This window comes from Parabacteroides sp. AF48-14 (genome assembly GCF_003477465.1).
GTDB classification, from domain to species: Bacteria; Bacteroidota; Bacteroidia; order Bacteroidales; family Tannerellaceae; genus Parabacteroides; species Parabacteroides acidifaciens.
Genome location: NZ_QUDI01000013.1, coordinates 30,342 through 56,044 on the forward strand (window position 1 = coordinate 30,342; position 25,703 = coordinate 56,044).

At 47.6% G+C, this 25,703-nt stretch carries 24 protein-coding genes; 9 read left to right on the forward strand and 15 right to left on the reverse strand.

Features of this window, described 5'->3' with window-relative positions; translation table 11 throughout:
- Positions 1-727: 727 nt before the first annotated feature.
- The 7 genes from DW083_RS07885 to DW083_RS07910 all read left to right on the forward strand — a co-directional run bounded on the left by DW083_RS07885 (position 728) and on the right by DW083_RS07910 (position 8,320).
- On the forward strand, positions 728-1,009 hold the full coding sequence (locus DW083_RS07885; RefSeq protein WP_122332057.1) for an OadG family protein: 282 nt from the start codon (positions 728-730) through the stop codon (positions 1,007-1,009).
- Between the two features lie 23 nt (positions 1,010-1,032).
- On the forward strand, positions 1,033-2,952 hold the full coding sequence (locus DW083_RS07890) for a biotin/lipoyl-containing protein (protein ID WP_122332014.1): 1,920 nt from the start codon (positions 1,033-1,035) through the stop codon (positions 2,950-2,952).
- The gene (locus tag DW083_RS07895; RefSeq protein ID WP_115500571.1) at positions 2,952-4,187 is read left to right on the forward strand and encodes a sodium ion-translocating decarboxylase subunit beta; all 1,236 of its coding nucleotides are present in this window, start codon (positions 2,952-2,954) and stop codon (positions 4,185-4,187) included. Before DW083_RS07890 ends, DW083_RS07895 begins: the two co-directional genes overlap by 1 nt.
- 99 nt (positions 4,188-4,286) lie before the next feature.
- On the forward strand, positions 4,287-4,451 hold the full coding sequence (locus DW083_RS22245) for a hypothetical protein (protein ID WP_199659156.1): 165 nt from the start codon (positions 4,287-4,289) through the stop codon (positions 4,449-4,451).
- A gap of 3 nt (positions 4,452-4,454) precedes the next feature.
- Positions 4,455-4,847 carry a hypothetical protein gene (locus tag DW083_RS07900; RefSeq protein ID WP_122332015.1) on the forward strand — a complete coding sequence of 131 codons (393 nt, stop codon included), beginning with the start codon at positions 4,455-4,457 and terminating at the stop codon, positions 4,845-4,847.
- A 292-nt stretch (positions 4,848-5,139) separates the two neighbouring features.
- Positions 5,140-7,056: a DUF349 domain-containing protein gene (locus DW083_RS07905; RefSeq protein ID WP_122332016.1), complete on the forward strand. Its 1,917-nt coding sequence runs from the start codon at positions 5,140-5,142 to the stop codon at positions 7,054-7,056.
- A 52-nt stretch (positions 7,057-7,108) separates the two neighbouring features.
- The gene (locus tag DW083_RS07910; protein WP_122332017.1) at positions 7,109-8,320 is read left to right on the forward strand and encodes a hypothetical protein; all 1,212 of its coding nucleotides are present in this window, start codon (positions 7,109-7,111) and stop codon (positions 8,318-8,320) included.
- Between the two features lie 6 nt (positions 8,321-8,326).
- Here the strand turns inward: DW083_RS07910 and DW083_RS07915 are convergent, their stop codons facing one another.
- The 3 genes from DW083_RS07915 to DW083_RS07925 are packed head-to-tail and all read right to left on the reverse strand — an operon-like array spanning position 8,327 to position 12,252.
- Positions 8,327-9,025, reverse strand: coding sequence for a LytTR family DNA-binding domain-containing protein (locus DW083_RS07915; RefSeq protein WP_122332018.1), 699 nt, complete (start codon positions 9,023-9,025; stop codon positions 8,327-8,329).
- Positions 9,022-10,044, reverse strand: a complete 1,023-nt coding sequence (locus tag DW083_RS07920) for a sensor histidine kinase (protein WP_122332019.1) — start codon at positions 10,042-10,044, stop codon at positions 9,022-9,024. Before DW083_RS07920 ends, DW083_RS07915 begins: the two co-directional genes overlap by 4 nt.
- A gap of 18 nt (positions 10,045-10,062) precedes the next feature.
- Entirely contained in the window at positions 10,063-12,252 is a 2,190-nt protein-coding gene (locus tag DW083_RS07925; protein ID WP_122332020.1) for an outer membrane beta-barrel family protein, read from the reverse strand.
- A gap of 178 nt (positions 12,253-12,430) precedes the next feature.
- On the opposite strand from DW083_RS07925, the gene DW083_RS22250 reads away from it, so the two are divergent.
- Positions 12,431-12,580, forward strand: a complete 150-nt coding sequence (locus DW083_RS22250; protein WP_199659157.1) for a hypothetical protein — start codon at positions 12,431-12,433, stop codon at positions 12,578-12,580.
- Positions 12,581-12,793: 213 nt separating this feature from the next.
- On the opposite strand, the gene DW083_RS07930 is transcribed toward DW083_RS22250, so the two are convergent.
- From DW083_RS07930 to DW083_RS07960, 7 genes are all read right to left on the reverse strand, one after another.
- The gene (locus DW083_RS07930) at positions 12,794-13,402 is read right to left on the reverse strand and encodes a hypothetical protein (RefSeq protein WP_122332021.1); all 609 of its coding nucleotides are present in this window, start codon (positions 13,400-13,402) and stop codon (positions 12,794-12,796) included.
- Between the two features lie 11 nt (positions 13,403-13,413).
- Positions 13,414-13,905, reverse strand: a complete 492-nt coding sequence (locus tag DW083_RS07935) for an RNA polymerase sigma factor (protein ID WP_122332022.1) — start codon at positions 13,903-13,905, stop codon at positions 13,414-13,416.
- 308 nt (positions 13,906-14,213) lie between these two features.
- The gene (gene folE / locus DW083_RS07940) at positions 14,214-14,807 is read right to left on the reverse strand and encodes a GTP cyclohydrolase I FolE (protein WP_115500712.1); all 594 of its coding nucleotides are present in this window, start codon (positions 14,805-14,807) and stop codon (positions 14,214-14,216) included.
- Position 14,808: 1 nt separating this feature from the next.
- Complete coding sequence (locus DW083_RS07945; RefSeq protein WP_115500711.1) at positions 14,809-15,300, reverse strand: SPOR domain-containing protein; 492 nt, start codon at positions 15,298-15,300, stop codon at positions 14,809-14,811.
- 107 nt (positions 15,301-15,407) lie between these two features.
- Positions 15,408-16,166 (reverse strand): triose-phosphate isomerase, encoded by a 759-nt coding sequence (tpiA, locus tag DW083_RS07950; protein WP_115500710.1) that lies wholly within the window; start codon positions 16,164-16,166, stop codon positions 15,408-15,410.
- A gap of 31 nt (positions 16,167-16,197) precedes the next feature.
- Entirely contained in the window at positions 16,198-17,472 is a 1,275-nt protein-coding gene (locus DW083_RS07955) for a BT_3928 family protein (protein WP_122332023.1), read from the reverse strand.
- 147 nt (positions 17,473-17,619) lie between these two features.
- Complete coding sequence (locus DW083_RS07960) at positions 17,620-18,192, reverse strand: DUF1599 domain-containing protein (protein ID WP_122332024.1); 573 nt, start codon at positions 18,190-18,192, stop codon at positions 17,620-17,622.
- Positions 18,193-18,350: 158 nt separating this feature from the next.
- Between DW083_RS07960 and DW083_RS07965 the strand changes: the two genes are divergently transcribed.
- Entirely contained in the window at positions 18,351-20,033 is a 1,683-nt protein-coding gene (locus DW083_RS07965) for a hypothetical protein (protein ID WP_122332025.1), read from the forward strand.
- Positions 20,034-20,060: 27 nt separating this feature from the next.
- On the opposite strand, the gene DW083_RS07970 is transcribed toward DW083_RS07965, so the two are convergent.
- The 5 genes from DW083_RS07970 to DW083_RS07990 form a co-directional block, all read right to left on the reverse strand.
- A complete protein-coding gene (locus DW083_RS07970) occupies positions 20,061-20,972 on the reverse strand; it encodes a fimbrillin family protein (protein WP_122332058.1) in 912 nt (303 codons plus the stop codon).
- A 68-nt stretch (positions 20,973-21,040) separates the two neighbouring features.
- Positions 21,041-22,033 (reverse strand): fimbrillin family protein, encoded by a 993-nt coding sequence (locus DW083_RS07975; protein ID WP_122332026.1) that lies wholly within the window; start codon positions 22,031-22,033, stop codon positions 21,041-21,043.
- Positions 22,034-22,088: 55 nt separating this feature from the next.
- Positions 22,089-23,000: a DUF5119 domain-containing protein gene (locus tag DW083_RS07980; RefSeq protein WP_122332027.1), complete on the reverse strand. Its 912-nt coding sequence runs from the start codon at positions 22,998-23,000 to the stop codon at positions 22,089-22,091.
- 126 nt (positions 23,001-23,126) lie between these two features.
- Complete coding sequence (locus DW083_RS07985) at positions 23,127-23,978, reverse strand: AraC family transcriptional regulator (RefSeq protein WP_122332028.1); 852 nt, start codon at positions 23,976-23,978, stop codon at positions 23,127-23,129.
- A 12-nt stretch (positions 23,979-23,990) separates the two neighbouring features.
- Positions 23,991-25,514, reverse strand: a complete 1,524-nt coding sequence (locus DW083_RS07990; RefSeq protein WP_122332029.1) for a glycoside hydrolase family 10 protein — start codon at positions 25,512-25,514, stop codon at positions 23,991-23,993.
- Between the last annotated feature and the right edge of the window lie 189 nt (positions 25,515-25,703).

A 25,703-nucleotide genomic window follows, 5' to 3' on the forward strand; every position in this document is an offset into this window, starting at 1 on the left:
TTCACGGTTTTAATCTTCTTTACTGACAACAGATAAAGCGAGGTGCGCAGGCAATCTGAAAAAACGTACAATGTGATTACCGGAAAGCGGAAACACCGGCAAAGTGATAAACCTTAACTCCCGGAGAATCGAATATTTGAAAATAAAACGGACGGCGTTCCAAATATCCCAAGGAAATTCAGGGGCTTTTTTGCCATGAAAACGTCCTCTTTTCAATTACGACCGTCTTAATCGCCATTACGACCGTCCTAATCTTCGCGAGGTGCCGAGTGCACTACACATTAGAACGGTCATAATGGCAAAGAGGACGGTCGTAATTACTGAAAACGCTCAAAAAAGAGGGAAAAGTCCCTTTTTGAGGTCAAAAAAGTGGATTAACATTTGTTTTGTTTCGGATGCCTTTCGAGCCAAAAAAATACGTTTTATACAATAAGCCCTCGAAAATCAGGAACAACTTCCATGCCCATCGAAGAACGGTGCATATAAAAGGATGAGTTGGTTTCAAAATAAACAAATTACCAAGTCAACCATATGTATTCATAACATAAAAACCAAAGTTCATTACGAATTATAACTTTTTCAGAAAAAAGGAACGTTATATTTTGTATTTTTATATCGGAGCATAAAGCAGGATTCAGACATTTTACTAATTTTGTGCCAGATTTTTTAACTTGGGTAGGATTGTGCCAGCCACACCAACCGCACGCCTCCCTATCAATTTATGAGTATGGAAAACTTGGAAACTGGACTTTTGTTAATGGTAGTTGGGATGACCACCGTTTTTGCCATTCTGCTAATCGTTATCAATCTTGGGAAGGGGCTGATCGTATTGGTCAACAAATATGCACCCGAAGAGATCATTGTAAAAAAACAGGTGACGCCGCAAAGACAGGCGGTGCCCGCTTCGCCGGCCGGCGGAATTACAAACCAGACAACTGCCGCTATCGTATCGGCCGTCAGTGTTGTGACAGGCGGTCAGGGTAAGGTTGTCAAAATCGAGAAATTATAATTGCATTTATACATAAAAATATCATGAAGAGAGAAATCAAATTTAGTTTGGTCTTCCGTGACATGTGGCAATCTGCCGGAAAATATGTTCCCACCGTTGACCAACTAACCCGGGTAGCACCTGCCATCATCGAAATGGGATGCTTCGCCCGTGTAGAGACCAATGGCGGAGGATTTGAACAGGTTAATTTATTATTTGGTGAAAACCCTAACAGGGCTGTACGCGAATGGACGAAACCATTCCATGAAGCCGGTATACAAACACATATGCTCGACCGTGCACTGAACGGATTGCGCATGAGCCCGGTGCCCGACGACGTGCGCCAGTTGTTCTATCAGGTCAAAAAAGCACAGGGGACGGATATCGCCCGTACCTTCTGCGGATTGAACGATGTCCGCAACATCGCTCCCTCCATTAAATATGCGAAAGCAGCCGGAATGATCTCACAGTGCTCGTTGTGTATCACCCACTCCCCGATCCATACGGTCGAATACTACACCAAGATGGCTATGGAACTGATCGAATTGGGAGCGGACGAAATCTGCATCAAGGATATGGCAGGCATCGGCCGGCCTCACTCGTTAGGACAGATCGTGGCTAACATCAAAGCCAAACATCCGGAAATTCCGGTTCAATACCACAGCCATGCCGGTCCCGGTTTCAACGTAGCTTCCATCCTCGAAGTTTGTAATGCCGGTTGCGACTATATCGACGTGGGCATGGAACCGCTTTCATGGGGAACGGGACATGCCGACCTGCTGACCGTACAGGCGATGCTGAAAGACGCCGGCTATAAAGTACCGGAGATCAATATGGAAGCCTACATGAAGGTCCGCAGCCTGATTCAGGAATTTATGGATGACTTCTTAGGATTGTATATCAGTCCGAAGAACCGTCTGATGAACTCATTGCTGATCGGTCCGGGACTGCCGGGCGGCATGATGGGTAGCCTAATGTCCGATCTCGAAAAGAATCTGGAAACGATCAACAAAAACAATATCAAGAACAACAAGCCACTTATGAGCCAGGATCAGCTGCTGATCAAGCTGTTCGACGAAGTGGCTTATGTATGGCCGCGTGTCGGTTATCCTCCTCTGGTAACACCGTTCAGCCAGTATGTCAAGAATCTGGCCCTTATGAACGTAATGCAGATGGAAAAAGGCAAGGCCCGTTGGAGCATGATTGCCGACGATATCTGGGATATGATTTTAGGCAAGGCAGGACGCCTGCCGGGACCGTTGGCTCCCGAAATCATCGAGAAGGCAAAAGCCGAAGGGCGCGAATTTTTCGAAGGCAACCCGCAGGACAACTATCCTGACTCACTCGACAAATACCGCAAACTGATGAACGAAAAGCAATGGGAAACAGGCGAAGACGACGAAGAGCTGTTTGAATATGCCATGCATCCCGCCCAGTACGAAGCTTATCGTTCAGGCAAGGCAAAAGTGGAATTCAAGGCGGATGTCGCCAAGAAGAAAGCAGAGAAACAAGGTGTCGCCAAACCCGTAGCACCGGCTGCAACACCTGCCGCAGCTCCAGCCAACGTAACGATGGCAATGCCGACCACACCTCAGGTCATGACTGTCGATGTAAACGGACAGGCATTCAAAGTTACCGTCGCATTCGGAGATACCGCAGGCGCACCCCCTGCACCGGAAACGCCGGCTGCTCCCGCTGCCGTACCAGCGCCTGCCGCTGCACCTGCCGGAGCCGGAAAAGAAGTACTTTCGCCGTTAGAAGGCAAGTTCTTCCTGGTGAAAGGAGCTTCCGACACGCCTGTTAAAGTCGGGGATGTAGTAAAAGAGGGGGATGTGCTTTGTTATGTGGAAGCGATGAAAACGTATAATGCCGTACGCGCCGAATTTGGCGGGACTGTCACAGCAATCTGCCTGGCCTCCGGTGACGCGGTTTCGGAAGATGACGTATTAATGACAATACAATAATGAACGAGATATTTCAAAATTTGTATGAGATGACTGCGTTCAGCAACATCATTGCTGAACCGCAGTTCCTGATCATGTATGCCATTGCGTTCATCCTGCTCTATTTAGGTATCAAGAAGCAGTATGAACCGTTATTGCTCGTACCGATCGCATTCGGCGTGTTGCTTGCCAACTTTCCCGGAGGCGATATGGGAGTGATACAGGCAGACGAGAACGGCCTGATCAACATACATGGAGTGATGAAGAACATCTGGGAAATGCCGCTTCACGACATCGCCCATGAACTGGGATTGATGAACTTCATCTATTATATGTTGATCAAGACAGGGTTCCTTCCTCCTATTATCTTTATGGGTGTGGGAGCGCTGACGGACTTCGGGCCGATGTTGCGTAACCTGCGGCTTTCCATATTCGGAGCGGCTGCCCAGTTAGGTATCTTTACCGTTTTGCTGGTGGCTATCCTGATGGGATTCACTCCGAAAGAAGCGGCTGCATTAGGCATTATCGGCGGCGCCGACGGACCGACGGCAATCTTTACGACAATCAAGTTAGCTCCGCACCTGTTGGGACCGATCGCAATCGCAGCTTATTCCTATATGGCATTGGTTCCGGTTATCATACCTTTGGTAGTCAAACTGTTCTGCTCCAAAAAGGAATTGTGTATCAACATGAAGGAGCAGGAAAAGAAATATCCGTCTACCACGGAGATCAAGAACCTGCGCGTGCTGAAGATCATTTTCCCGATCGTGGTCACTACGGTTGTGGCGTTGTTCGTACCGAGTGCAGTGCCTTTGATCGGTATGCTGATGTTCGGTAACCTGGTAAAGGAAATCGGGACAAACACATTCCGCCTGTTCGATGCTGCCTCAAACAGCATCATGAATGCGGCAACCATATTCCTGGGATTATCGGTTGGGGCTACTATGACGGCAGAAGCCTTCCTGAACTTCACGACAATCGGTATCGTGATCGGCGGCTTCCTCGCATTTGCCCTCTCCATCGCGGGCGGTATCTTCTTTGTCAAGCTGTTCAACCTCTTTACAAAGAAAAAGATTAATCCGCTGATCGGAGCAACCGGACTGAGTGCTGTGCCGATGGCATCGCGCGTAGCCAACGAAATCGCCCTGAAGTACGATCCCAAGAACCATGTTCTCCAATATTGCATGGCCAGTAACATCTCCGGCGTAATCGGTTCTGCCGTTGCTGCCGGCGTGCTGATCTCGTTCTTAGGATAAGCCATAAGCGTCCTTATAAATTAAAACCTGTTATTCGGTTGGATAACAGGTTTTTTTATTTACCTTTGTCTCATCATTAACTATTAAAAGGTAAAGATTATGGCCAGACCTATCAAAGAAACCCCGATTCTGTTCGGCGAAGACGCCAAACGCTTCATGAAGGAGATGGAAGAGACACGTAACAAACGAGCCTCCAAAGAGGAACGTGAACGAATTGAAAAGAACTATCAGGAATTTAAAAAAGCATGTACTTTTAATTGGTAATATATGAATACGCCATCTTACAAGGTGATGCGTTTGACACAAGATTATACATTGAAACCTTTTAACTGTGGAGATCAGGATTTAAATGAATTTCTTTTGTACAATGCGAAACCTTATTTAAAAGAACTATTAGCAGTAACATACATATTGGAAAGCACTGAAGGAGATCAAATCATAGCATTCTTTTGTCTTCTAAATGACAAAATTGCAATCTCGGATTTCCCCAGCAGACGAAGATATTGGACGTTTGTTCAAAAACTAAAAAGCAAAGGAAAAGGCTTCAACAGTTATCCCTCTATGAAAATAGGGAGACTTGGCATCAACAGCAACTACCAAAAGCAAGGTTTCGGACAGATTATTATTGATATACTTAAAAAAATCATTCATCCACGATAACCGTACCGGTTGCAAATACATAACTGTTGATGCTTACAGAAGTGCAACACCATTCTACGAAAGAAACGGTTTTAAATATCTATCCGAGGCAGATAAGGATTCAGAAACCCGGTTAATGTATTTCGATCTGATACAACTTGTAGAAGAATAGGAAGATTTTCAGCCTTTTATTCATTATTTTAACATTTTCTCGCAAATAAATCGCTTTCAAATGCTGAAATCCAAAAATATTTACTTTAATTTGTGACTTGATATAGGATACATTTATCCTTATTCTTAAATGCGATTGAATATGATGGACACTCACGAAACTAATTTGCCTGCCGAAGAAACCGGCAAATTGGAAGAAACTAAAGCCCCGGTGACGGCACCGGAAGACACGGCGGAAGAAGTTGTAACGAATGAAACACCGGAAGCCGAAGTTGTAGCAGAAGAAACATCTGCTGAAGCAGAAGTCAGCACTGACGAAACTGCGGCAGGCGATGATGTGGCTACGGCTGCGGGAAAATTATCGAAAGAAGAAATTCTGGAGAAATTGACCGGATTGGTTGCAGCGGCAGCCGATGCTACCCGCAACGAGGTGGAAGCCCTCAAACAGGCTTACTACAAAATCCACCGGAGCGAAGTGGACGAATTGAAGAAAGCATTTCTGGAAAACGGAGGTGAAGAAAAAGATTTCGTTGCTCCCGAAGATGAAACAGAAAACAAGATTAAAGACCTGCTTGCTGTTTACAAAGAAAAACGGGCCGCTATCCTTGCCGAAGAAGAACGCGTAAAGGCTGCCAACTACGCCTTGAAGCTCCAGTTGATCGACCAGCTGAAAGCCCTGACAGAAAGCCAGGAAGACTTCAACAAGCTATACAACGACTTCAAAGACATCCAGCAGAGATGGAAAGAAGTGAAAGCCGTTCCGCAGGAGCATGTCAGCGAGCTGTGGAAGAACTATCAGATATACAGTGAAAAGTTCTACGACATCATTAAGATAAACAACCAGTTCCGCGATTACGACTTCAAGAAGAATCTGGAATTGAAAACCGCCCTCTGCGAAACAGTCGAGAAACTGCAGACAGAACCGGACGTCGTATCCGCTTTCCACCAGCTTCAGAAGCTGCACCAGCAATGGCGCGAGATCGGTCCGGTTGCCAAAGAATTGCGCGAAGACTTGTGGGCCCGCTTCAAAGCCGCTTCCACAATTATCAACAAGCGCCATCAGGAACACTTCGAGGGTCTGAAAGCTAAAGAACAGGAGAACCTGGAAGCAAAGACAGCTATTTGCGAACAAATAGAGGGCATCGACTACTCCGCTTTGAAATCATTCAAAGACTGGGAAGAGAAGAACAAAGAAGTGATATCCCTGCAGGAAAAATGGAAAACAATCGGTTTCGCACCGAAGAAATCCAACGTGAAGATATTCGAACGCTTCCGTGCCGCCTGCGATGTCTATTTCAACCGCAAAAGCGAATTCTACAAAGGCATCAAGGAAGAGATGGAAAAGAATCTCGAACTGAAAAAAGCCTTGTGCGAAAAAGCGGAAGCATTGAAAGACAGCACTGAATGGAAGAGCACTACCGAAAAGATGATCGCCTTGCAGAAAGAATGGAAAACGATCGGTTCGGTTGCCCGCAAACATTCCGACGCCATCTGGAAACGTTTCATCTCGGCCTGCGATTATTTCTTCGAACAAAAGAATAAGAATGTTTCTTCCCAAAAGAGCGTAGAACAGACAAATCTGACTGCTAAAAAAGCACTGATCGAGAAGATCAACGCAATAGAAGAGACTGAGCATGATGAAGCTCTTGCCACCTTAAAAGGACTCATGGCGGAATGGAACACCATCGGCCATGTCCCGTTCAAGGAAAAAGACAAGATATACAAAGAATATCATGAAGCGGTAGACAAACAATTCGACCGCCTCAAAGTCGACCAGAACGACCGCAAGATGCAGACATTCCGCAACAACCTGAGCGATATGAGCGGCGGTGAACGCGGAAAAGGAAAGCTTTACGGCGAACGGGAAAAACTGATGCGTATGTTCGAACGGATGAAGAACGAACTTCAGACCTACGAAAACAACATCGGATTCCTCAGCATCTCCTCCAAAGGCGGCGGCGGATTGGTAAAAGAGATGGAACGTAAGATTGAAAAACTAAAAGACGAGATGGCACTTATCGTCAAAAAGATTGATGCCATCGATGAGAATCTGGAATAAAACATATGAAGCCGCCCGTTAACCGGACGGCTTCGTTGCTTTTCTTTTGCATATGAGATCTAAATTACACTATTTCAACCCGGGACACGAAACAGCCATACTCCAAGGCTCTGAAAATTATACTCCCCCGACCAACGTACAAAGAATGATTCGGGAGCTGGCCTACCTTCCTGTCTGGTATGCAGACCCGGAAGATTTTGTTTTCACGGAAGAACTCATCTCTCCCCGTTTCTTCTCTTTGCAACCAAAAGAACTCAAACCCTTTGCAACCCCTATCTCCCGGAAAGAGCTTGAAGGAAAAGGGAACAACCTGCCCCAAATGGAAGCAGCTCCCTGGGGCGTTTCACCTCAAAGCCTCCATCTCTTCAACAAGCTCAAGCAAAATGGGAACCTGGATCTTGCCATCCCTGAATGGAAAGATGATTATACCCGGTTGACAGGCCGTCAGACCGCTGCCGAATGTCTGGACAAAATACGGGAACTGATGCCGGAGATGGCTTTCCCCGTTGCACCGAAATTCTGCAAGAAGATAAGGGAAGTGGAAAAATACCTGATTCTCCAAAGGGCTCCTTTTGTCCTGAAAACCCCTTATTCTTCCTCCGGCAGAGGGCTCCTCTGGTTGCCGGAACGCAAACTCACGGCTAAAGACCGCACCTGGATAGAGGGGGCGCTCAACAAACAGGGATGCGTCAGCATCGAATGCGCACTCGACAAATACCTCGACTTTGCCATGGAATTCCATTCGGACGGAAAAGGGAATGTACGCTACGAAGGCCTTTCCGTATTCGGAGCAGAAAAAAAAGGAGCCTATTCCGGTAATGTATTGGGAGAGCAGTCATATCTGGAAAGTTTCTTTATCGAGCACTTCGGAGACGACACCTTCCAACGGTTGAAAGAGGCCGTACGCGAAGCAGTCCGGCAGATATACGGCTCGATCTATTCCGGCTACCTGGGAGTGGATATGCTGGTTTACCGCAAAGCTTCCGACAATTCATTCGCCATACATCCTTGCATAGAAGTCAACATGCGGTACACAATGGGTATGGTCGCCTTGCGCATCAGCCAGAAATATCTGGCGCCACACGCACGCGGCGATATGCACATCACATACCAAAGCAAAGCGGGAGAAGCCTACGAGCATCACTGCTTCATGAAAAAAGCCTACCCGCTCGAAATGAAAGACGGCAAAATAAGAGAAGGCTACGTCCCCCTCTGCCCGGTAACGAAAGAGACGAAATACCGGGCCTATATGCTCATATTCTAAGCCGGCTCACAACGTATTCCTCAACACCCGCCTCATCACCGCCTCGCGCAGGTTGCGGGCGACGGGAATCTTATGGCCGGAGATATACAGCATGTTCCCTTCTACCAGATCGATGCGGGCGATGTTTATAATGTAGGATTTGTGGGATTGCAGGAACGTGTCTTCGGGAAGGGAAGCGGCAATGTTCTTCATCGTGGAATGCACCAGCGTCCTGCCCGCAGGGGTATAAATACAGACATAGTTCTCGACTGCCTCGACAAACAGGATTTCTTTCAGATAGATTTTCTTCATCAGCTTATCACTTTTCACAAAGAGATAAGGATCATCACCGGTGGCAGGAGCTTCCTTTTGCAACGCAGCATGCACCTTATTCACCGCTTTCAGGAAACGCTCGAAAGAGATCGGTTTGAGCAGGTAGTCGGCGACATCCAGTTCATATCCTTTCAGGGCATACTGCTCATAGGCGGACGTGATGACCACTTTCGGAGGATTCGCCAGCGTGGAAAGCAGGTCCAGGCCGGAGAGGTAAGGCATCTCGATATCCAGGAAAAGCAAATCGGGCTGCTGCTCCTTCAACAAGGTGTTCAACTGGATCGCATCTTCGCATACGCCTGTCAGGGTAAGGAAATCCACCTTCTCCACATACGACTGCAAACCTTTCCGGGCAACCGGTTCGTCATCTGTTATCACACAATTTATATTCATAAGGCATCGATTTCTATCATGAGTTTTACGGAATACTGTTCCGGTTCTTTCTTAATGACGAGACTGTGCTTTTCAGGATAGAGAAGCTCCAACCTCCGTTTCAGGTTTTCAAGCCCGATCCCCTTTTTCCCGGACGGAGAAGGCGGAAGAGGAGGCAGACTATTCGTAATCTCAAACAGGATTTTCCCCTCCTCATCCGTCATACGGCAATCGATCCGGTAGTCACCGCCCACATATTTAAAGGCATTCTCCACCAAAGGCAGAAACAAAAGCGGATAAACCGGCTGTTCACAGAGCGAAGGAGAGAAAGAGACGTCCAGCCTCAACCGCTCGCTCATCCGCAGCTTCTGCATATTCATATAGGTACGCAGATAGTCGATCTCTTTCTGCACCGGGACTTTCTGGCTTCCCCCGTAGAGCTGGTAACGCAGCAGGTCGGACAGCATTTCGATCGTCCGCCGGGGAGCTTCGTTCTTCTCGTCGATCTGGAAATAAACCGTATTCAAAGCGTTGAACAGGAAATGCGGATGATACTGGAAACGCAGGAACTTCAATTCCATCTCCAACTGATCCACCTTAATCTTTTCCAACTGCAAGATCCGGTTCTGCAGCTCTTTCTCCATCTTCCCACTACGAAGCAGGATGTAATACATGAAAAGAAGAGGGATATAAATCACATCGGCTATAACATAATCGACCCAGGAGTTTCCCAAATGCAGAAGCCCGACATGATCACCGACAAATATAAGCAGGTTAACCATCACAAACAACTTGAGAAACGTCAAGAAGTACTCGGCAGCCGGAGACAGGTTCAACCGGGGCTTAACCTTATCGAGGAAATAGCGGCTTTCATAATCAAAGACATAACACATAAAGACCGTTACCGCCAACGCCTGCAGATGAAACCGCATCGAATTAGCCCAAAACGCTTCATTCTTCGCCAAGTCGGTCGTCAACCGGATGAAGTTGAACATCACGATTCCTAAAAACAACGGATATAAACGGGGTAATATCTTCATGCCTGCTCTTGTTATTTCCTACAAATTTATTCTTTTACTCTCATCTACACTACTTTTCCGGCGGGATTCTTTCACCTCGTAGCCTTTACTGAAACGATAGGTGAAAGAGATGCCGATCTGGGTATTGTCCTGCCGTTCATTGGTAAAAGCCTGCTGCCCCGGCACCGTCAGCATCATCTTCTCCCGGTAGGAATGGAAAATGTCGCGGGCGAACAGGCGGATCGTGCCGTTATTCTTCAAGACTTTCTTCCTGATGCCTCCGTCAACTTGCCAGATCGGACTGAGCGTGGCTTGCCCGGCCGCCATCTTGCCGTTGTAAGAGCCGGACAGTTCCATGCTCCATCCTTTCCCGAAATCGAGTTGGTTCGTAAGGCTGCCGATCAGGGTCGCCCGTTTGTTGACCCGCTCGCCGGCTGTATCCGTCCAACGATAGTGGTTATAGACACAGGCCACATTCGCATTCACCGTCCAGAAAGAGGCCAGGGGAAGATTGCCGGTATAAAGGCGCGGTCCGAGGCTGGTTCCCGTAGACAGGTTCATCGGCGTGACATACACCTGCCTGTTGTCTTTCTCGAAAAAGCTTTTCACGATCACATCATGCGTGCGGGAATAGAGAAAGCCGGCCCGGAACAGGTTCTTATAGATAAATGTCAGTTCCAGACGATCCGACTTCATCGGCTTAAGCGCCGTGTTCCCCTGTTCAAAGGTATAGTCGTCGAAGATATAGACAAAAGGATTCAGGTCTCCATAGTTAGGACGGACAATCCGCCTGCCGTAAAAAAGGGACAGCTTGTTTTGCCGGAACGCATATTCAAGCAACAAAGAAGGAAAAAGATTCGTATAGCGGCTGGTGAAGGAAGAGTCTATCTGCGCCTCCCCGCTTGTCAAGCGCCCGTCTATGCGCGTATTCTCCACACGCAGCCCGGTCCGGATATAGAAAGGATTGAAAGTCGCACCGCACTGGATATAACCGGCATTTATGTTTTCATCATATACGAAATGCTGGCTCAGGGCTTCGTTCGGCACCCAACCGTTTCCTTTGTTATCCGCATACGACGCCTCGTTGTCGATCGAGATGAAAGAGAATTTGGCGCCTGCCTCCAACTCCCATTTCCCGGCAAAAGGCAAGGTCAGGTTCACCTGTCCGGCATAGAGGTTGATTGCGCCCGGGACATCTCCCTTTACAGAATCCACCCGTCCGGGCCGGTTTTGCGAAGAGCTATGCAAGTCCAGGTTATCCGTATAGCCGAAATGGAGATAATCAAAGGAAGCATCCACCACCTTTCCCGCCGTATCCAACTGATGAGTCAGGTTGACTCCGGCAGTGAAGTTCTTCTTTTTCCGGTCCTCCACATTCGAGGTGTGGAGCATGGAGTCGGGCGACGCAGAAGAAGGAGCGCTGAAATAAGTAAACATATCGCCCGGCATCCGGCTCTGATGCAGATTGCCGTTCGTGTACACCCCAACTACCGTACACGCGGAGGCAAAGAAATCAATCCCCGCCCGGTAATAATGGGAGGTATAAGGATATTTGCGGTAGGAATCCTGCCGGACGGACAGCTCCACCTTGTCCGGGTCCCGCAGGCCGGTAAAGAGGCGGTCTATCTGAAGCTCGTTGCAATCCGTCCCCTGCGAATAGGAATAAGTCAGGTAAAAGTTAAACAAGCCCTCGCGCCTGTTCATCGACAGACTTCCGTTCCCGACACCATACTTCCCCTGCCGGAAACTGCCGTTAGCCGTCAGGTTCATGCCCTGGAGGCGCATCTTCTTCGTCCGGATATCGATCAGCCCGGCATTACCGCTCGCGTCGTAACGGGAGGACGGGTGCGTGATCAGATCGATCTTTTCCGCTGTCGCCGCCGGAGTGGACTTGAGCAAGGTGACCAGCTCCTGTCCGGAAAGATACGTCTGTTTCCCGTCCATCAGGACGTTAATGCCGCTTTGCCCGTTCAGGTAAATCTTCCCGTCATTGCTGATCATGACGCCCGGAAGCATTTCCAACACTTCATACAGGCTGCCCTGCCCGCGCGCCACAGCCGACTCGATATGGTACGTCATCTTATCCGCCTTAATCGTCACGACCGGCACTTTCGCCGTAATAACAATTTCCTCGATCTTCTGATCCGCAATCGTGTCCGTCTGGGCAAAAACGCCCGTGCCTGCGCACCCCGCCAGTAGGAATAACCCTATAAAAAAGCCTCTGTTCATCTCGTTTTTATTTCAAAACTACACTCCCAAAGGCTCCCCGTCAAATTATTATGACCAACGGTCCGGATTGGTTGACGAACGGTTTAATGGACTTTAATTTGCTGATTCAAAGAAATACACTAACTTTGTTTATATAATAATTGAATGATCCGCCAATTAATATTAAATACATAAGAATATGGATACGGCAATTAAAAAGGTAGAACTGTCCATTCCGGAAGCAGACATGGCTTTGCTGAAATTATTAGCAAAGAAGTTAGGTTGGAATATCAAAGTCATAAAAGAACCTTCGACACCAAGAAAAACCTTACCGAGCGATAAGAAATGAATCTGTCGAAAAGGCCCTGTGGAGGAAGGGGGAGCAAAAGTAAGTTCTGACGCTTTAGCGTGTCATTGCGGGCTTGACCCGCAACCTCATACCAAACTGATTTACAATAATTAGGATGAGATGGCGGGTCAAGCCCGCCAGGACACAGACGCTATAAATAGGAGTTTGACACATCCCCTCGCATTAGATTGGCAGTATATTTGCGGCCCCGCGTCAAGCGCGGGGACAAGGTGCTATCGGTTCCTCCTCGAACTCCTTCAGCTCTTCCAGGCCTTTTTCGATAACACGGATATTCTTCTGGTAAAAACGGATCTGGAAATAGGCAATAACAGCAGCCACAAAGAGTGCCACAACCATTCGCAGCTCCCATCCTGCAACAAGCCGATCCTGTTCAATAAACAGAAAAGCAATTATGCCGACAATGGCTATTCCAGTACCAATCACATGATTCCTTTTCATCCACAATTTATACACGAACTCCAGCCTGGCAAGCTCGCAAATTTTTTTCTTTTCCATATCAAACCTTATATGAATAGAAAGGAAAAAGACCTGCATAATAAAACCTATAACTAAACATCCTTCCAACACCACAAACGAAAGTGGCTTCATCACCAACTGCCCGGTAAAAGTCAGTATCGGGAACATAAGACAAAAGACAAGCACCAATATAAGTCCCCATATATCATACCGGAACAGCCGCTCATAGGCCGATTGCGTCCGGTTGGTTATCATCTCCTTGATAATCCTTTTGTTCAGCATCTCACTCTTTTCAAGCTGCTCGTTCAAGACACTCCAGCTCGCTTTTAATTCTTCCAGTTCCATATTTATTACGTTTAACTGTTCGACATTGTTTTCAATTTCTCACGGATACGATTGAGTTTGACTGCCACGTTGTTCTTGGAAATACCCATGATGTCCGCTATCTCCTGATAGCTTCGTTCCTCGAGCCAGAGCAGGATAAGCGCGCGTTCGAGCTGGCTGAGCCGATTGATCATCCGGTAGAGTTCACGCAGTTGCGCCGTTTTGTCTTCATCCTCGGCAAAAGCATCCAGATCGACCGAGATCGGGACGACTTCCGGCTTCCGCTTCGACTGGCGGAAAAAGGAGATGCAGGTGTTCAGACCGATGCGGTACACCCAGGTGGACGACTTACATTCGCCCCGGAAGCGAGGGTAAGCTTTCCACAGATTGATCACCACCTCCTGATACAAATCGTTCAGGTGGTCGGCATCGGATGCATACACATAACAGACTTTGTAGATGACCTGCTTGTATTCCTCCACAAGTGCGATAAACTCTTTTTCCTGTTGTCGGGTAGCTTTCATTCTCTCATCGTTTTATTTAATTAGTCGCACAATTGGGAAGTATATTACACGACGACGGTCTTTTTTCTGCTCATGAGGAAGATATTTTCCGTCAAAAGCCATGTAATTAGGGAAGAGCAGGCATCCAAACATTGTTCGACCCGGTCGAACAGCTGTCCCACCCCCGTCGAACAGCTGTCTGACCTTCGTCGAACAACTGTCCGACCCGGGTCGGACAAGGATTATGTGGCAGGGGGATAAGATTAAGACGGCATAAAACCGTATTTACATGCCGGCTCACGGAAATCAGGTGCCGACCGGAGGGACGGCTACCGATTATGTTTGATCAGATTCATGAACTCTTCGCGCGTCTTGGCTTGCTGGAAGAATCCCGTAAAGTCGGAAGTGGTGGTCAGGGAGTTCTGTTTCTCGACGCCGCGCATCTGCATACACATGTGCTGGGCTTCGATGACAACCATGACGCCAAGCGGGTCGAGCGTTTCCTGGATGCATTCTTTGATCTGCATCGTGAGGCGTTCCTGGATCTGGAGGCGGCGGGCGAAGATGTCCACGACACGGGGAATCTTGCTCAATCCTGTGATATATTTTTTGGGGATATAGGCGACATGGGCTTTCCCGAAGAAGGGCAGCATGTGATGTTCGCAAAGGGAAAAGAAGTCGATGTCCTTCACAATGACCATCTGCTTGTAGTCTTCCTCCTTGAACATAGCGCCGCGGAGCACGGCTGCCGGGTCTTCCTGATAGCCTTTTGTCAGGAATTGCATGGCTTTGGCAACGCGCTCGGGGGTTTTCAACAGGCCTTCGCGGTCCACATCTTCGCCAAGCAGGCTGATAATACTTTTATAGTGTCCGGCCAACTCTTCGCGGGCCTGCAAAGTCTTAGCGTTTACTTCTTCACTCATTTCAATTCAATGGGATTTTGACTTCTTCCTTTACGATGTACATCTCTTTCTTGTAGGCGGGGAATGCATCCATCAGCAGACGTTGCATATGGTAAGCCTCTTCGTGCGAACGGAAATCGCCGACACGCACGCGCCAGAACGGAGCGTTATAGGTCACGTAGGTCGGAACATCGGGGAAAAGCTCATTAATTTCTTTTTCTTTCCGGAACGCCTCGTCTTTGGATTTACGCTGATTGTTGCCGGAAAACACTTGTGTACGATAGCCTTGTATCTTCAAAAAGGCTGTACTGTCGGTCTTCTCTACACCTTCGCCATGCAAACGTTTGCCCATCATCGTGCGAAGAGCATCCGGCTGGCGTACCACAACAGTTCCTTTTCCCGGAACCTTTTCCTGCAGGGCATCGACAATAGTCACCGCCGATCCGTCACCACCGGTCTGGGCGGACAGGGCGGATGCGCCGAGCAACATACATAAGGATAGGATACGTTTCATGTTAATTGAAAGTTGAAAATTGAAAATTGAAAATTAAAAGGAGACAGAGCCCCAATCGGCTGAAAGCCGAAACAACTTTCAATTTTCAATTTTCAATTCTTAATTTATTAGTTGAACGCCTCGATAATCGGCATGAACTTATCAACAGCCAAAGATGCGCCGCCGATCAGACCACCGTCTACGTTCGGTTTGGAGAACAATTCTTTAGCGTTGCCTGCGTTGCAGCTACCACCGTAAAGGATTGTGCAGTTGTCAGCGATTTCCTGGCCATATTTAGCAGCCAATGTAGCGCGGATATGCGCGTGGATCTCTTCAGCCTGGTCGGAAGAAGCGGTTTTGCCTGTACCGATAGCCCAAACCGGTTCGTAAGCTAATACGATCTTAGCGAAGTCTTCAGCAGACAGGTCGAACAGAGAGCCCTTGATCTGAGCGTCTACCACTTCGAAATGCTTGCCGGCTTCTCTTTCTTCCAGCACTTCACCGATACAGAAGATCGGAGTCAGGCCGTTAGCTAAAGCCAATTCAACTTTTGTTTTCAGGATTTCCGGAGTTTCGTGATAGTAAGCACGTCTTTCAGAGTGGCCTAAGATCACATATTTTGCACCTGTGGAAGCAACCATAGCGGCAGAAACTTCACCTGTGTAAGCACCTTTTTCCTTGTCGGCGCAGTTTTCTGCGGCAACACCGATCTTGTCAGTATCGATAGCGGCAGCAACGCTTGCCAGGTGAGTGAACGGAGTACCGATGATCACATCGCAGTTGATTGTTTTACCTTTAAGAGCTTCGTCTAAACCTTTTGCCAAAGCAAGACCTTCAGGAAGGGTAGTGTTCATCTTCCAGTTTCCTGCAACAATATTCTTTCTCATGACTTAATTAATTAAATATGTAATACAATAGTTATTTCTTCTCTTTGCGTCTGCGCCGGAAGCGCAACAGGTCGTACACCCAAACAAGCAGCAAAGGTACGGTAAAAGTCAATAAGTTGGTTGCGAGCGCAACATCTTCTTTACTTTTTATACGCTGCCCGTCCAGGCAGCCGTCCATCACCGCTTTCACATCTTCTTCCGCCGGGATGTCGTTGTAATGCCATTTACCCAGTATCGTGCCGTCTTTCAGCAGCACCAGTCCGGGATTGGAACGGATAATTGTCTTGAGCAACACCTCGTCCGCCATCCGGTAAGGATATTCGGCGCCGGTATTGTCGCTCCACGTATCGATAGCCTCCGGCGATGAACCGGTTACGCAGTAAAACGGTATGTTGTGTTCAAGCGCATAGTCATACACACTGTTGATCTCGTCCATCCGTTCGTCGTCGGCATCTTCCAGTTTCGGGGAGATCAGGAGGAGAACCGGACCGGGATTGCGGATGATTTCATCCGTCACGTCCTCGCCTTCGCCGTTATAGATGTTAAAGCCGGCAACGGGCGTTTCATATCCTTTCCGGATCAGTTCGGTTTTCGACTCTACGAACGTCCAGCTACTGTCGTTTGCCGGATAGTCTTCGAGCGAGAACTCTTTCTTCACCCCGTCTTTCTCATAGACGAACGAGTATTTATATTCGTCCTCGGGAGCGCCGTCGGGTATCTCCATCAACTGCGGGATATTCGCGCCGATCTTATAAGGACGGAAATCGATTACCGGCAGATGGTTGTAGTTATAATAAGCGAAACCCACCCCGAACAGGTAGGCATAGAGGGCGACAAACCAATAAGCGCGGTAAGTAAAACACTGGAACAGCCGTTGGTTATAAATAAACACGGTAACGGCCGCAGCAGAAAGGACTATGTTTTTATAGAATGTCTCCCAATTCGTGATGACCAGCGCATCGCCGAAGCATCCGCAATCCGACACCGGATCGAAAAGGGCCAGATACAGGGTGAGCGGCGTCATAAACGCCATAAACACCAGCACGAGGAAAGAAACATACCTCCGGTACACGCCTAACAGCATACAGACACCTAATGCAAACTCGATTGCCGAGAGGTTGAAAGAAAGCAATACCGTAAAAGGCTGTAACTTGTCCAGTCCGAAGGAAGTCAGATAATCACCTATCTTGATCGCCCCTCCCACCGGATCGACCGCCTTGACAAAGCCGGAGAAGATAAACACGACTCCGATCAGCAGGCGGCAGAGTTCTGCCAATATCTTTATAACGGTATCTTTACTTTTCACTTGTCTCTTATTTTTTAAGTACAGGTGTGTGTCGTTCTATTCACTGCGTCTGTGTCCTGGCGGGCTTGACCCGCCATCTCATCCTAATCACTGTAAATCCGTTTAGGATGAGGTTGCGGGTCAAGCCCGCAATGACACGCTAAAGCGTTAGAACTTATTTTTGACGCACCCTTCTTCTTCTTCACCATATTCAAGTTTTATTAGTCCGAACAGGGCGTAGTTGATCATATCCATATAATTGGCATCGATGCCTTCGGAGACGATCGTCTTGCCGCCGTGGCTCTCGATCTGCTTCGTACGATAGAGCTTCATCAGGATCAGGTCCGTGTAGGAACTGATACGCATACCGCGCCACGCCTCATCGTAATCATGGTTCTTGGCATACATCAGTTCTTTGGTTTCCGTGATGTATTTATCGTACAAGGCCAGCGCCTCTTCATTGCTCATATCGGTCGTATCGGCAAATCCCTTTGCCAACTGTATCAGCCCGATCACGCCGTAGTTGACGATTGCCACGAACTCCGGACGGATGCCTTCGTCCACCATGCTCACGCCCTTTATTTCGAGGCTGCGGATCCGGTTTGCCTTAATAAATATCTGGTCGGTCACCGACTGCGGACGCATAATGCGCCACGACGGACCGTAATCTTTCAACTTCTTTTCAAACAACTCCCGGCACTGGGATATCACTTTTTCAAATTGTTCCTTCGTATCTGCCATGCTTTCTTATCATTAACGCAGCAACAAAGATACAGATAAATCCATACCTGACCAAAAGAGAACCGACTTTAACCGTCTGTAGCATATTTATGGAAGAGTTGTTTATACAAGTAAAGTTTCTTAGCTTTGTGGAAACATTTTTTCAAACAGACACTTCCATGAACAGGTACGTTTCCGCGATAACGGGTTATATCTTACTATTCTTCGTCCTCCTGTCAGGCGCATGCACGGCGCCATCGGACCGCGACCTGCTCGACCGGGCGGAAAGCTGCCTGCGGAAGAACCCGGACAGTACGCTCCTTCTCCTCAAACAGATCCGTTTCCCCGAACGGCTGACGGGAAAAGAGCTGGCCGATTATTGGTATCTGCACGCAACGGGACGCCGTAACACAGACCGGTCGTACGTGACCGATTCGCTGTTGCAGACGTCTATCGACTACTACGCCGCCGTCCACGACTCCGCCCGCTTGCGTGATTGTTACCGCTTAGAGGCACAACGGCAGGAGTGGCTGAAACAGTTCGACCGGGCGGATGCCTTCTACCGCCGTGCCATCGAAGTCTGTCCGCACGACCAGCAGAACCATATTCCGGCCCTATACAGCAAACTTATCCTGTTGTACAACGACCATATCAATCCGAAAAACTATCCGCTTGCCCGACAGTATGCCCACAAACTGCTATCCATAACCACCGATCCGGAATGGCGGGCGGATACATACTACGAACTGGCCGCCAGCTACAACTTCGAGGGACTGCATCCGGATTCGGCTGTTTATTATACCTACAAATGCCTGGAACTGGTTTACCGGATGCCCTTGCAGCAACGTCCTTTCTATTTGAGTAACTGTGCCAATATGATCGGGCTGGATGCCCACGAAGCATTGAGACTGTCCGACGAAGCAATCGCCATCAATCCCGAACGCTATTTATTTTCCAGCACCAGCACGAAAGGTTATATCTATTTAGCGATGGGCAAACCGGACTCTGCCCTGCTATGTTACCAAAAGGCAGCGGAGGCCTATAAAGAAGAAGTTATCCGGATAAAGGAAGACTACCCGACCGCCCATAACTCACTCAGCACTTTATATGCAGCGACCAGCTACGCCCTGTCGCCCAAAGACATCCGGACAAAAGAGTTTATCTACAACGACTCGATCAACACAGCATCCTACCGCCAGCGACTGATCAACAGCGAGCACGTCCAGAACCAGCAGGTTCTTCTGGAAAAGCAATATACGCTCAACCTGCACCAACAGCAACTCAAACTATTGCTGACCGGAATCCTCTGTGCCGTTATCCTGGCAGGCAGTATCCTGTATCTCTACATCCGCAACCGCAGGCAACGCTGGGTAGCTTCCGAAGAGAAGGCTGAAGCATTAGAGCACCTGTTGAACGAAGCCCGGAAGAATATGGCTGAAGAACCGGCTGCCGACGGTGCATTCTTCCGCCGCATCCTGCTGAAACAATTGGGATTGATCCGCCTGCTTGCCTCCTCGCCGACCAGCGCCAACCAGGAACTTCTCCGGCAAATAGCGAATCCGGGAGAGGGGACAGAAAAGGGCAACCGCCTGTTGATATGGGAAGAGCTTTATCCGATTATCGACGCGTCTTATAACGGTTTTTATACGAAACTGACCAACCGCTACGGCGAGTTGCTGAACGAGAAGGAGATTCAGCTTTGCTGCCTGCTATGCGCCGGCTTCACCACGAAGGAAATCAATGTCATCACCGGACAGAGCATATCGACCATTTACCACCGCAAGATAGATATCCGCCGCAAACTCGACCTGGATGAGACAAAGGGACTTGCGGACTTCATCCAGTCTGTATATTCAGCTTGATTACAAAAGACCTGCCTCCGGCTGTTATTAAAAGTAAACCGTTTCGTTACTTGAACCGCCCTCTTCCCAGGGATTGATGCTGCCGGAGAGGTGGATGTCTTTGGCCTGTAGCGTAAATTCGTATGTCTGTTTTTTGCCGGCTTCGAATGCTTTGGTGGATTCGATGCGGTAGTCTTTATCGCTTATGCGGACAATAAAGACGGGTTTGGCAACCGGGTAGAGCAGGCAATCGGTTGTGATTGTCTTTTGCGTCGGGCCGATTTCGATGTTCAGGCTTTTGGCAAAGGTATAGTTGCTTTCGGTGGCCGCTTGTGTCAGCTTGCCTGTTTGTATGTCGAGTTGTATAACGGGTGAATAGCCTGCGAGGGAAAGACTTTGCAGGATCATCGTTTCTTTGATGTCGTCGGCTTTCTCAAATTTGACCGTGATAGCCGAGAGTAAATGGTTGAAGGCGAGGTTTACCGTCTCTGCACTTGTGGCTTTGCTCCGGTTCAGGACGGGAGTCGCCCACATAATATCTTCTTGTTTGTTTAGATCGAACGGAATACTCCCTGACGTATTAGTTCCCGATTGGGTATAAGGATAATAGGCGTAGAAATTAAGCAGGGTGTCGGGATTGATGGGATAATGGCCGTCCACGGAGGCAATTAATTCGTTGCTTCCTGCCTGCTGAGTATAAAGAGTGTTTGTCAAATCCTTGCGTAGCGTGGTGTTCACACTTCCGTCGCTTTTATGATGCCCCCAGGAAAAGACTCCGATCTGGGAATTGTCGGGAAGGGTGGCATCGGTGATAATGGCTTTGGTGGTAAGGGTTTGGATGCGGGTGGAGAAATGGATAGGATCACCAAGAATATTTTCCTCTGGAAGATCTGTGCCAGCACTACATCCTAACATTGCTAAGAATAACAAGTTTAATATTTGCTTCTTTGAAACTATCATAAATATTGACATTAAGGACATATCAAAAGCTATTGAGAACAACTTTGATATGTCCTTATTATTTATTGCTATTGAATATCTCCTGAGCCAGTATTAGCATTATCCTTCCATTCTCCAAATGTTGCTTGTGCATCAATTTTTTCTGAGAAAGTCAAAGTTATGCTATGATTCTGACTTGCCTGAAGACCATCTGTAATCGTAACAGGCACAGTATATGCTCCATTTGTTGTTGTGATTTTAACTTTCAAAGGAGCATCTTGACTACCTATTGTTGAATTGTCTGATACTTTTGACCATATCATAACGGCATCTCCTGCAGGAGAAGAAGTTGTTGGGATCGCTTTTTCAGTTCCAGAATATATTGTTATATTCCCAGTTTCTGCTGGAGTTACAGCGGCTATTGCAGGTTCTCCTCCGGACAATGTTAATTCCAACTGAGTCGGAACTTCAATAATTTCAACTTTAGTTATTTTTCCAAAATTACTTTCTGAAGCAGCGGTACCAATTAATTGTACATTAATTTGTGATAACAAATGTTCGAACTTAAAATCCCCAAATGCCGTACTTTTTGATCCCGAACCACCTTTAGTTGCCATAATATCTTGTTGTCCAGTAATGGTAAAAGCAATTTTACCATCTTTTAAATCATCAGCAGCAGTAATTACTGCATCATCTAAAAAGCAACCTGCCAAATAGGAATTTACACCTTCTGCATTACTGTAATATATTTTTTTATCAACAGCTCCATCCCCTTCCTTATCTTTAAAGGTAATACTATGACCACTTGCAGCCGCTACTACCGCATATAATTCATCACCGGTAGTCCAAGTAGCTGTAGCAGCATCGACTGGTCTGAAAAAACGTACTTGTAAATCATTCGCAAGTACACCTCCCGTTTCTGTTATGACTCCTGCACTTTTAGTCGCAGCAGCAATTCCTGCATTTAACTTTATCTCCACCTTATCCTGCTTTCCGCCAGTTACGTCGTCTATCGGATCATTTTCACTTGAACAACTAACCATTGCTGCCATAGCAAGCATACCTAATAATAGATTCTTCATAATTATAAATTTTTAAATTGTTATACCCTATAATCGTTAATTAAATATTCGTTGTCTATTCAATAATTAAACTGTCACCGGATGTTACCTTCCACCGGTTGATTGTTACTGTGAAATTGGGACCGGGGGTGATGTCGGCTTCTATCGCGATGTCTATATCTTGCCCTTCGGTCTCGTTGAGGGATGTACCTAAGTCGATCGTTGAAGAGCTGCTACTCCCATCGGATAAGGTAAAGTCTAATGTTACCTCGTGGGTCGGAGTCGTACCCGGCTGCTCTTCGTCTTCTCCTTTTTCTTTCGGTTTTCCCAACATCAGAATGTTTGCACTGACTCCTTCCTCCGAAGGGGTGGTTTCAAAAGTCCGGTCTGCCTTTGCGTCTGCCACAACCTCCTGTTTACTGAGGTTGATGGCGCTCGACAGGCCACTGATAGTTCCTTTACAGCCCGTTATATGTTCCATTCCTTCCACCTTCACTGTGATGGAGAGGTTGCGGACCAGAGGTTCGGGCTTGAATTCGATCAATTCGTTGCTACCTCTTTTTACCTCTAACTCTTCGACTGCGATTCCGTACAGGGGAATCGTCCCGCTATGTATCCCGTCGGCAGCTTTCGTTGTTACAAGATACGCTTCGGCTGTGTCGAAGTTGTTCGTATTCTTGAAAGCAATATTTGCCGCATCACAATTAAAGATCAAAAGCTTGTAACGGGCGGGCGGCAAGGCGAAACGCAACCGGTCCGCATCATTATCCATTTGGATCATCGGTCCTCCGTCCATCGGATAAAAACAGTATCGAAGCCTTTCCGGGGCGGGAAACCCTTTCAACAGCTTATCCCATTTAAAGGAGTATTCTATGTTTCCCTGCTCATTCTGCTCCGGCGTATCGTTTGTGCTACACTTAACCAGTGTGACGATGATGCAGCAGACCATAAAAGCGATTCCTGTTTCTAAATACTTCCGAATGTCCATTTGGCTCAATAGTGATTGATAATCAAAACTTGCTTTCTGTTATGATGCAAATGTACAGGGATTATAGACCGGCAGAATTGTTTTTTCTGACCAAAGAGTTGCAAAACTTGCAACAAATGTTGATTTTTATACGTTTTCGCCTCTTTCGTTGCGAATAGCGCGTGGAGATTTGCCGAAATTGGCCCGGCAGAAGTGGGAAAAGTTCGATAATGACTCGAAACCGTACTTGTAGCAGATTTCAGAGATACTGATATCGGTAGTGGTCAAATCGCTTTGTATATCCTGGCATTTTTTCTTGAGCATCCATTGGTAAGCCGGTTCGCCGAAAGTGTCTTTGAATAGACGGCGAAAAGTCGGGGTACTGTACCCCCCTAATTGAGCAAAAGACTCCACGTCTTTTGCTTTCAGGTAATTTTGCATGACGAAATAGCGGAATGTTTTACTATACCTATATATAGGTGCATAAAAAGCCGCTATTTCTTTAATGGTATAATAGCAATTGAGCAGGAAATACAATTCCGTCCGCTTGGCCTCAAGAAGCTCCGCACACAGAAGTTCATTGTTGAGGTACATTTTCAGCCCGTTGATGAAAAGGCGCAGGGGAAAACACATATCCATCACGATGGGTTGCATGGGGGTTTCTTTTGCCAGCTCCAATCCCCGGTTATAGCGATCGGTGCAAATATTTTTCGGTGTTTCAAACAGGTAAAGGATGCATTCCGTCGCTTCCAGTATCCGAAATTCCACACGCGAACCGATCGGCTGCATGATGAACTGTCCGTCATGAAATATGGTTCCCGGATGTTCTTCGCTGTTGACCTGCACGCGCCCGCTCACCAGAAAATAGATCGTATTCTGCGAACACCGTTCCTTCGGGAGTATCATTCCCTTGATGTAAGAACGGTATTTGAACAGTTGCTTCTGGTAATGGGAACAAGAAGAACAGTCAGTATATTTCTGACAAATAAAATCAGACATGCGTGCCCGGATTTAGAGTTTGACCTTTTTGCTTTTACCCTGGTTCTCGTTATGGAAACGGTCTACGGCTGTCACGACATAGCGATATTTGCGTTTTCCGTTGTCGTAAGGCAACAGGTAACCCGTTTCCCGCGTGATAGCGACTATCTTTGACGGATCGCTCAAGTTGACCGGTTCTTTATCTTCAAAACGATAGATGACGAAATAACTTGCCAGTTCCGGGTTGGTTTTACTCTGTTCGGCCTGCCAGTGCAGCAGGTAGCCTTGTGCCGTCCATTCCGTTTTCAGCTTCCGGACTTCCTGGGGAGCGCGGTTGTGCATATGGGTATAAGCCGGGATCAGCGCCGGGTAACGGTGATAGTTCCGCTTCAGGCTGTCGGCCACGCCTTGGTTATTCCACAGGATTTCGTTTGCCGGCCAGAAACAGTTTCCGCTGACATGAGGCAGGGCACGCTCGTAACGCATCTTGCGCGTCAGCTGTCCGGCTTTCATGGTGCGGGCAACATCTTGTCCGATGTACAGATGTCCGCCGTTGGCGTTCTTATCCCACCATTTAATAAGAGTGATATAGTCGGCTGCCGAATGCCCGATTTCCCAATATATCTGTGGAATGTTATAATCGATCCAGCCCTCTTTCACCCAACGGGTGACGTCGGCATACAGGTCGTCGTAGTTTTGCAGGCCGTTTGTGTCGCTGCCCGAACCGTCGGGAGTGCTCTTTTTATTACGATAGATGCCGAACGGGCTGATGCCGAAGCGCACCCAGGGTTTGGCCAACAGGATGGTACGTTTGATTTCGCGTATCAGCGTATTCACATTCTCCCTCCGCCAATCGCCGCGTTGTGCAGCCGTATATCCTTTGTTCAGACCATATTTCCGGAAACTCTTATCATCCGGGAAAGGCATACCGGCCGCCGGATAAGGATAGAAATAGTCATCCATATGGATAGCATCGACATCATAACGGCTTACGATATCGCGCACGACACGGCAGATAAACTGCCGGCTTTCCGGCAATCCCGGGTCAAAAAGGATTTGTTTATTATAGGTCACGAACCATTCGGGATGCTTATTATATATATGTGAATCGGCAAAACGGGTATTTCCGGCTGTACTTGCCCGGTACGGGTTCAGCCAGGCATGGAACTCCATATTCCGCTTATGGCATTCTTCGATCAGGAAAGCCATCACATCAAAGTTCCCGGCCGGTGCAAGCCCTTGTTGTCCGGTATAGAAGCGGCTCCAAGGTTCGATATCCGATTTATAGAAAGCGTCGGCCTCGGGGCGCACCTGGAAGACGATGGCGTTGATTCCGCATTTTTGCAGGTAGTTGAGCTTGCGGACAAAGTCTTTCCGCATCTGAGCAGGAGTCATATCCTTATATTCTCCCTGAAATGCGGTCTGTATCCAGGCTCCGCGAAACTCCCGCTTCGCCTCTTTACCTGTCGGTTGTTGTGGTATTTGTTGTGTCGTCTTACAAGATGTCACCGCACAAAGCAGTGCTATCAAGAACCAATGAAGGTGTTTTGTTATCATGAATGTCTATTGAGTTTGAGATTCCTTGCTATTTACTTCCCTACAATCAGGGACAAAGATAATAAAAGTTTAAAAGCAGGGAAATGACTGGCTGTTTCTTTTCGCTGATTAATTATCAAAATGTAATTACGATTCCATGGATTTGTCGATTTCAGGGAATCATCATTCAAAAAAGCATTTTTGAAAAGA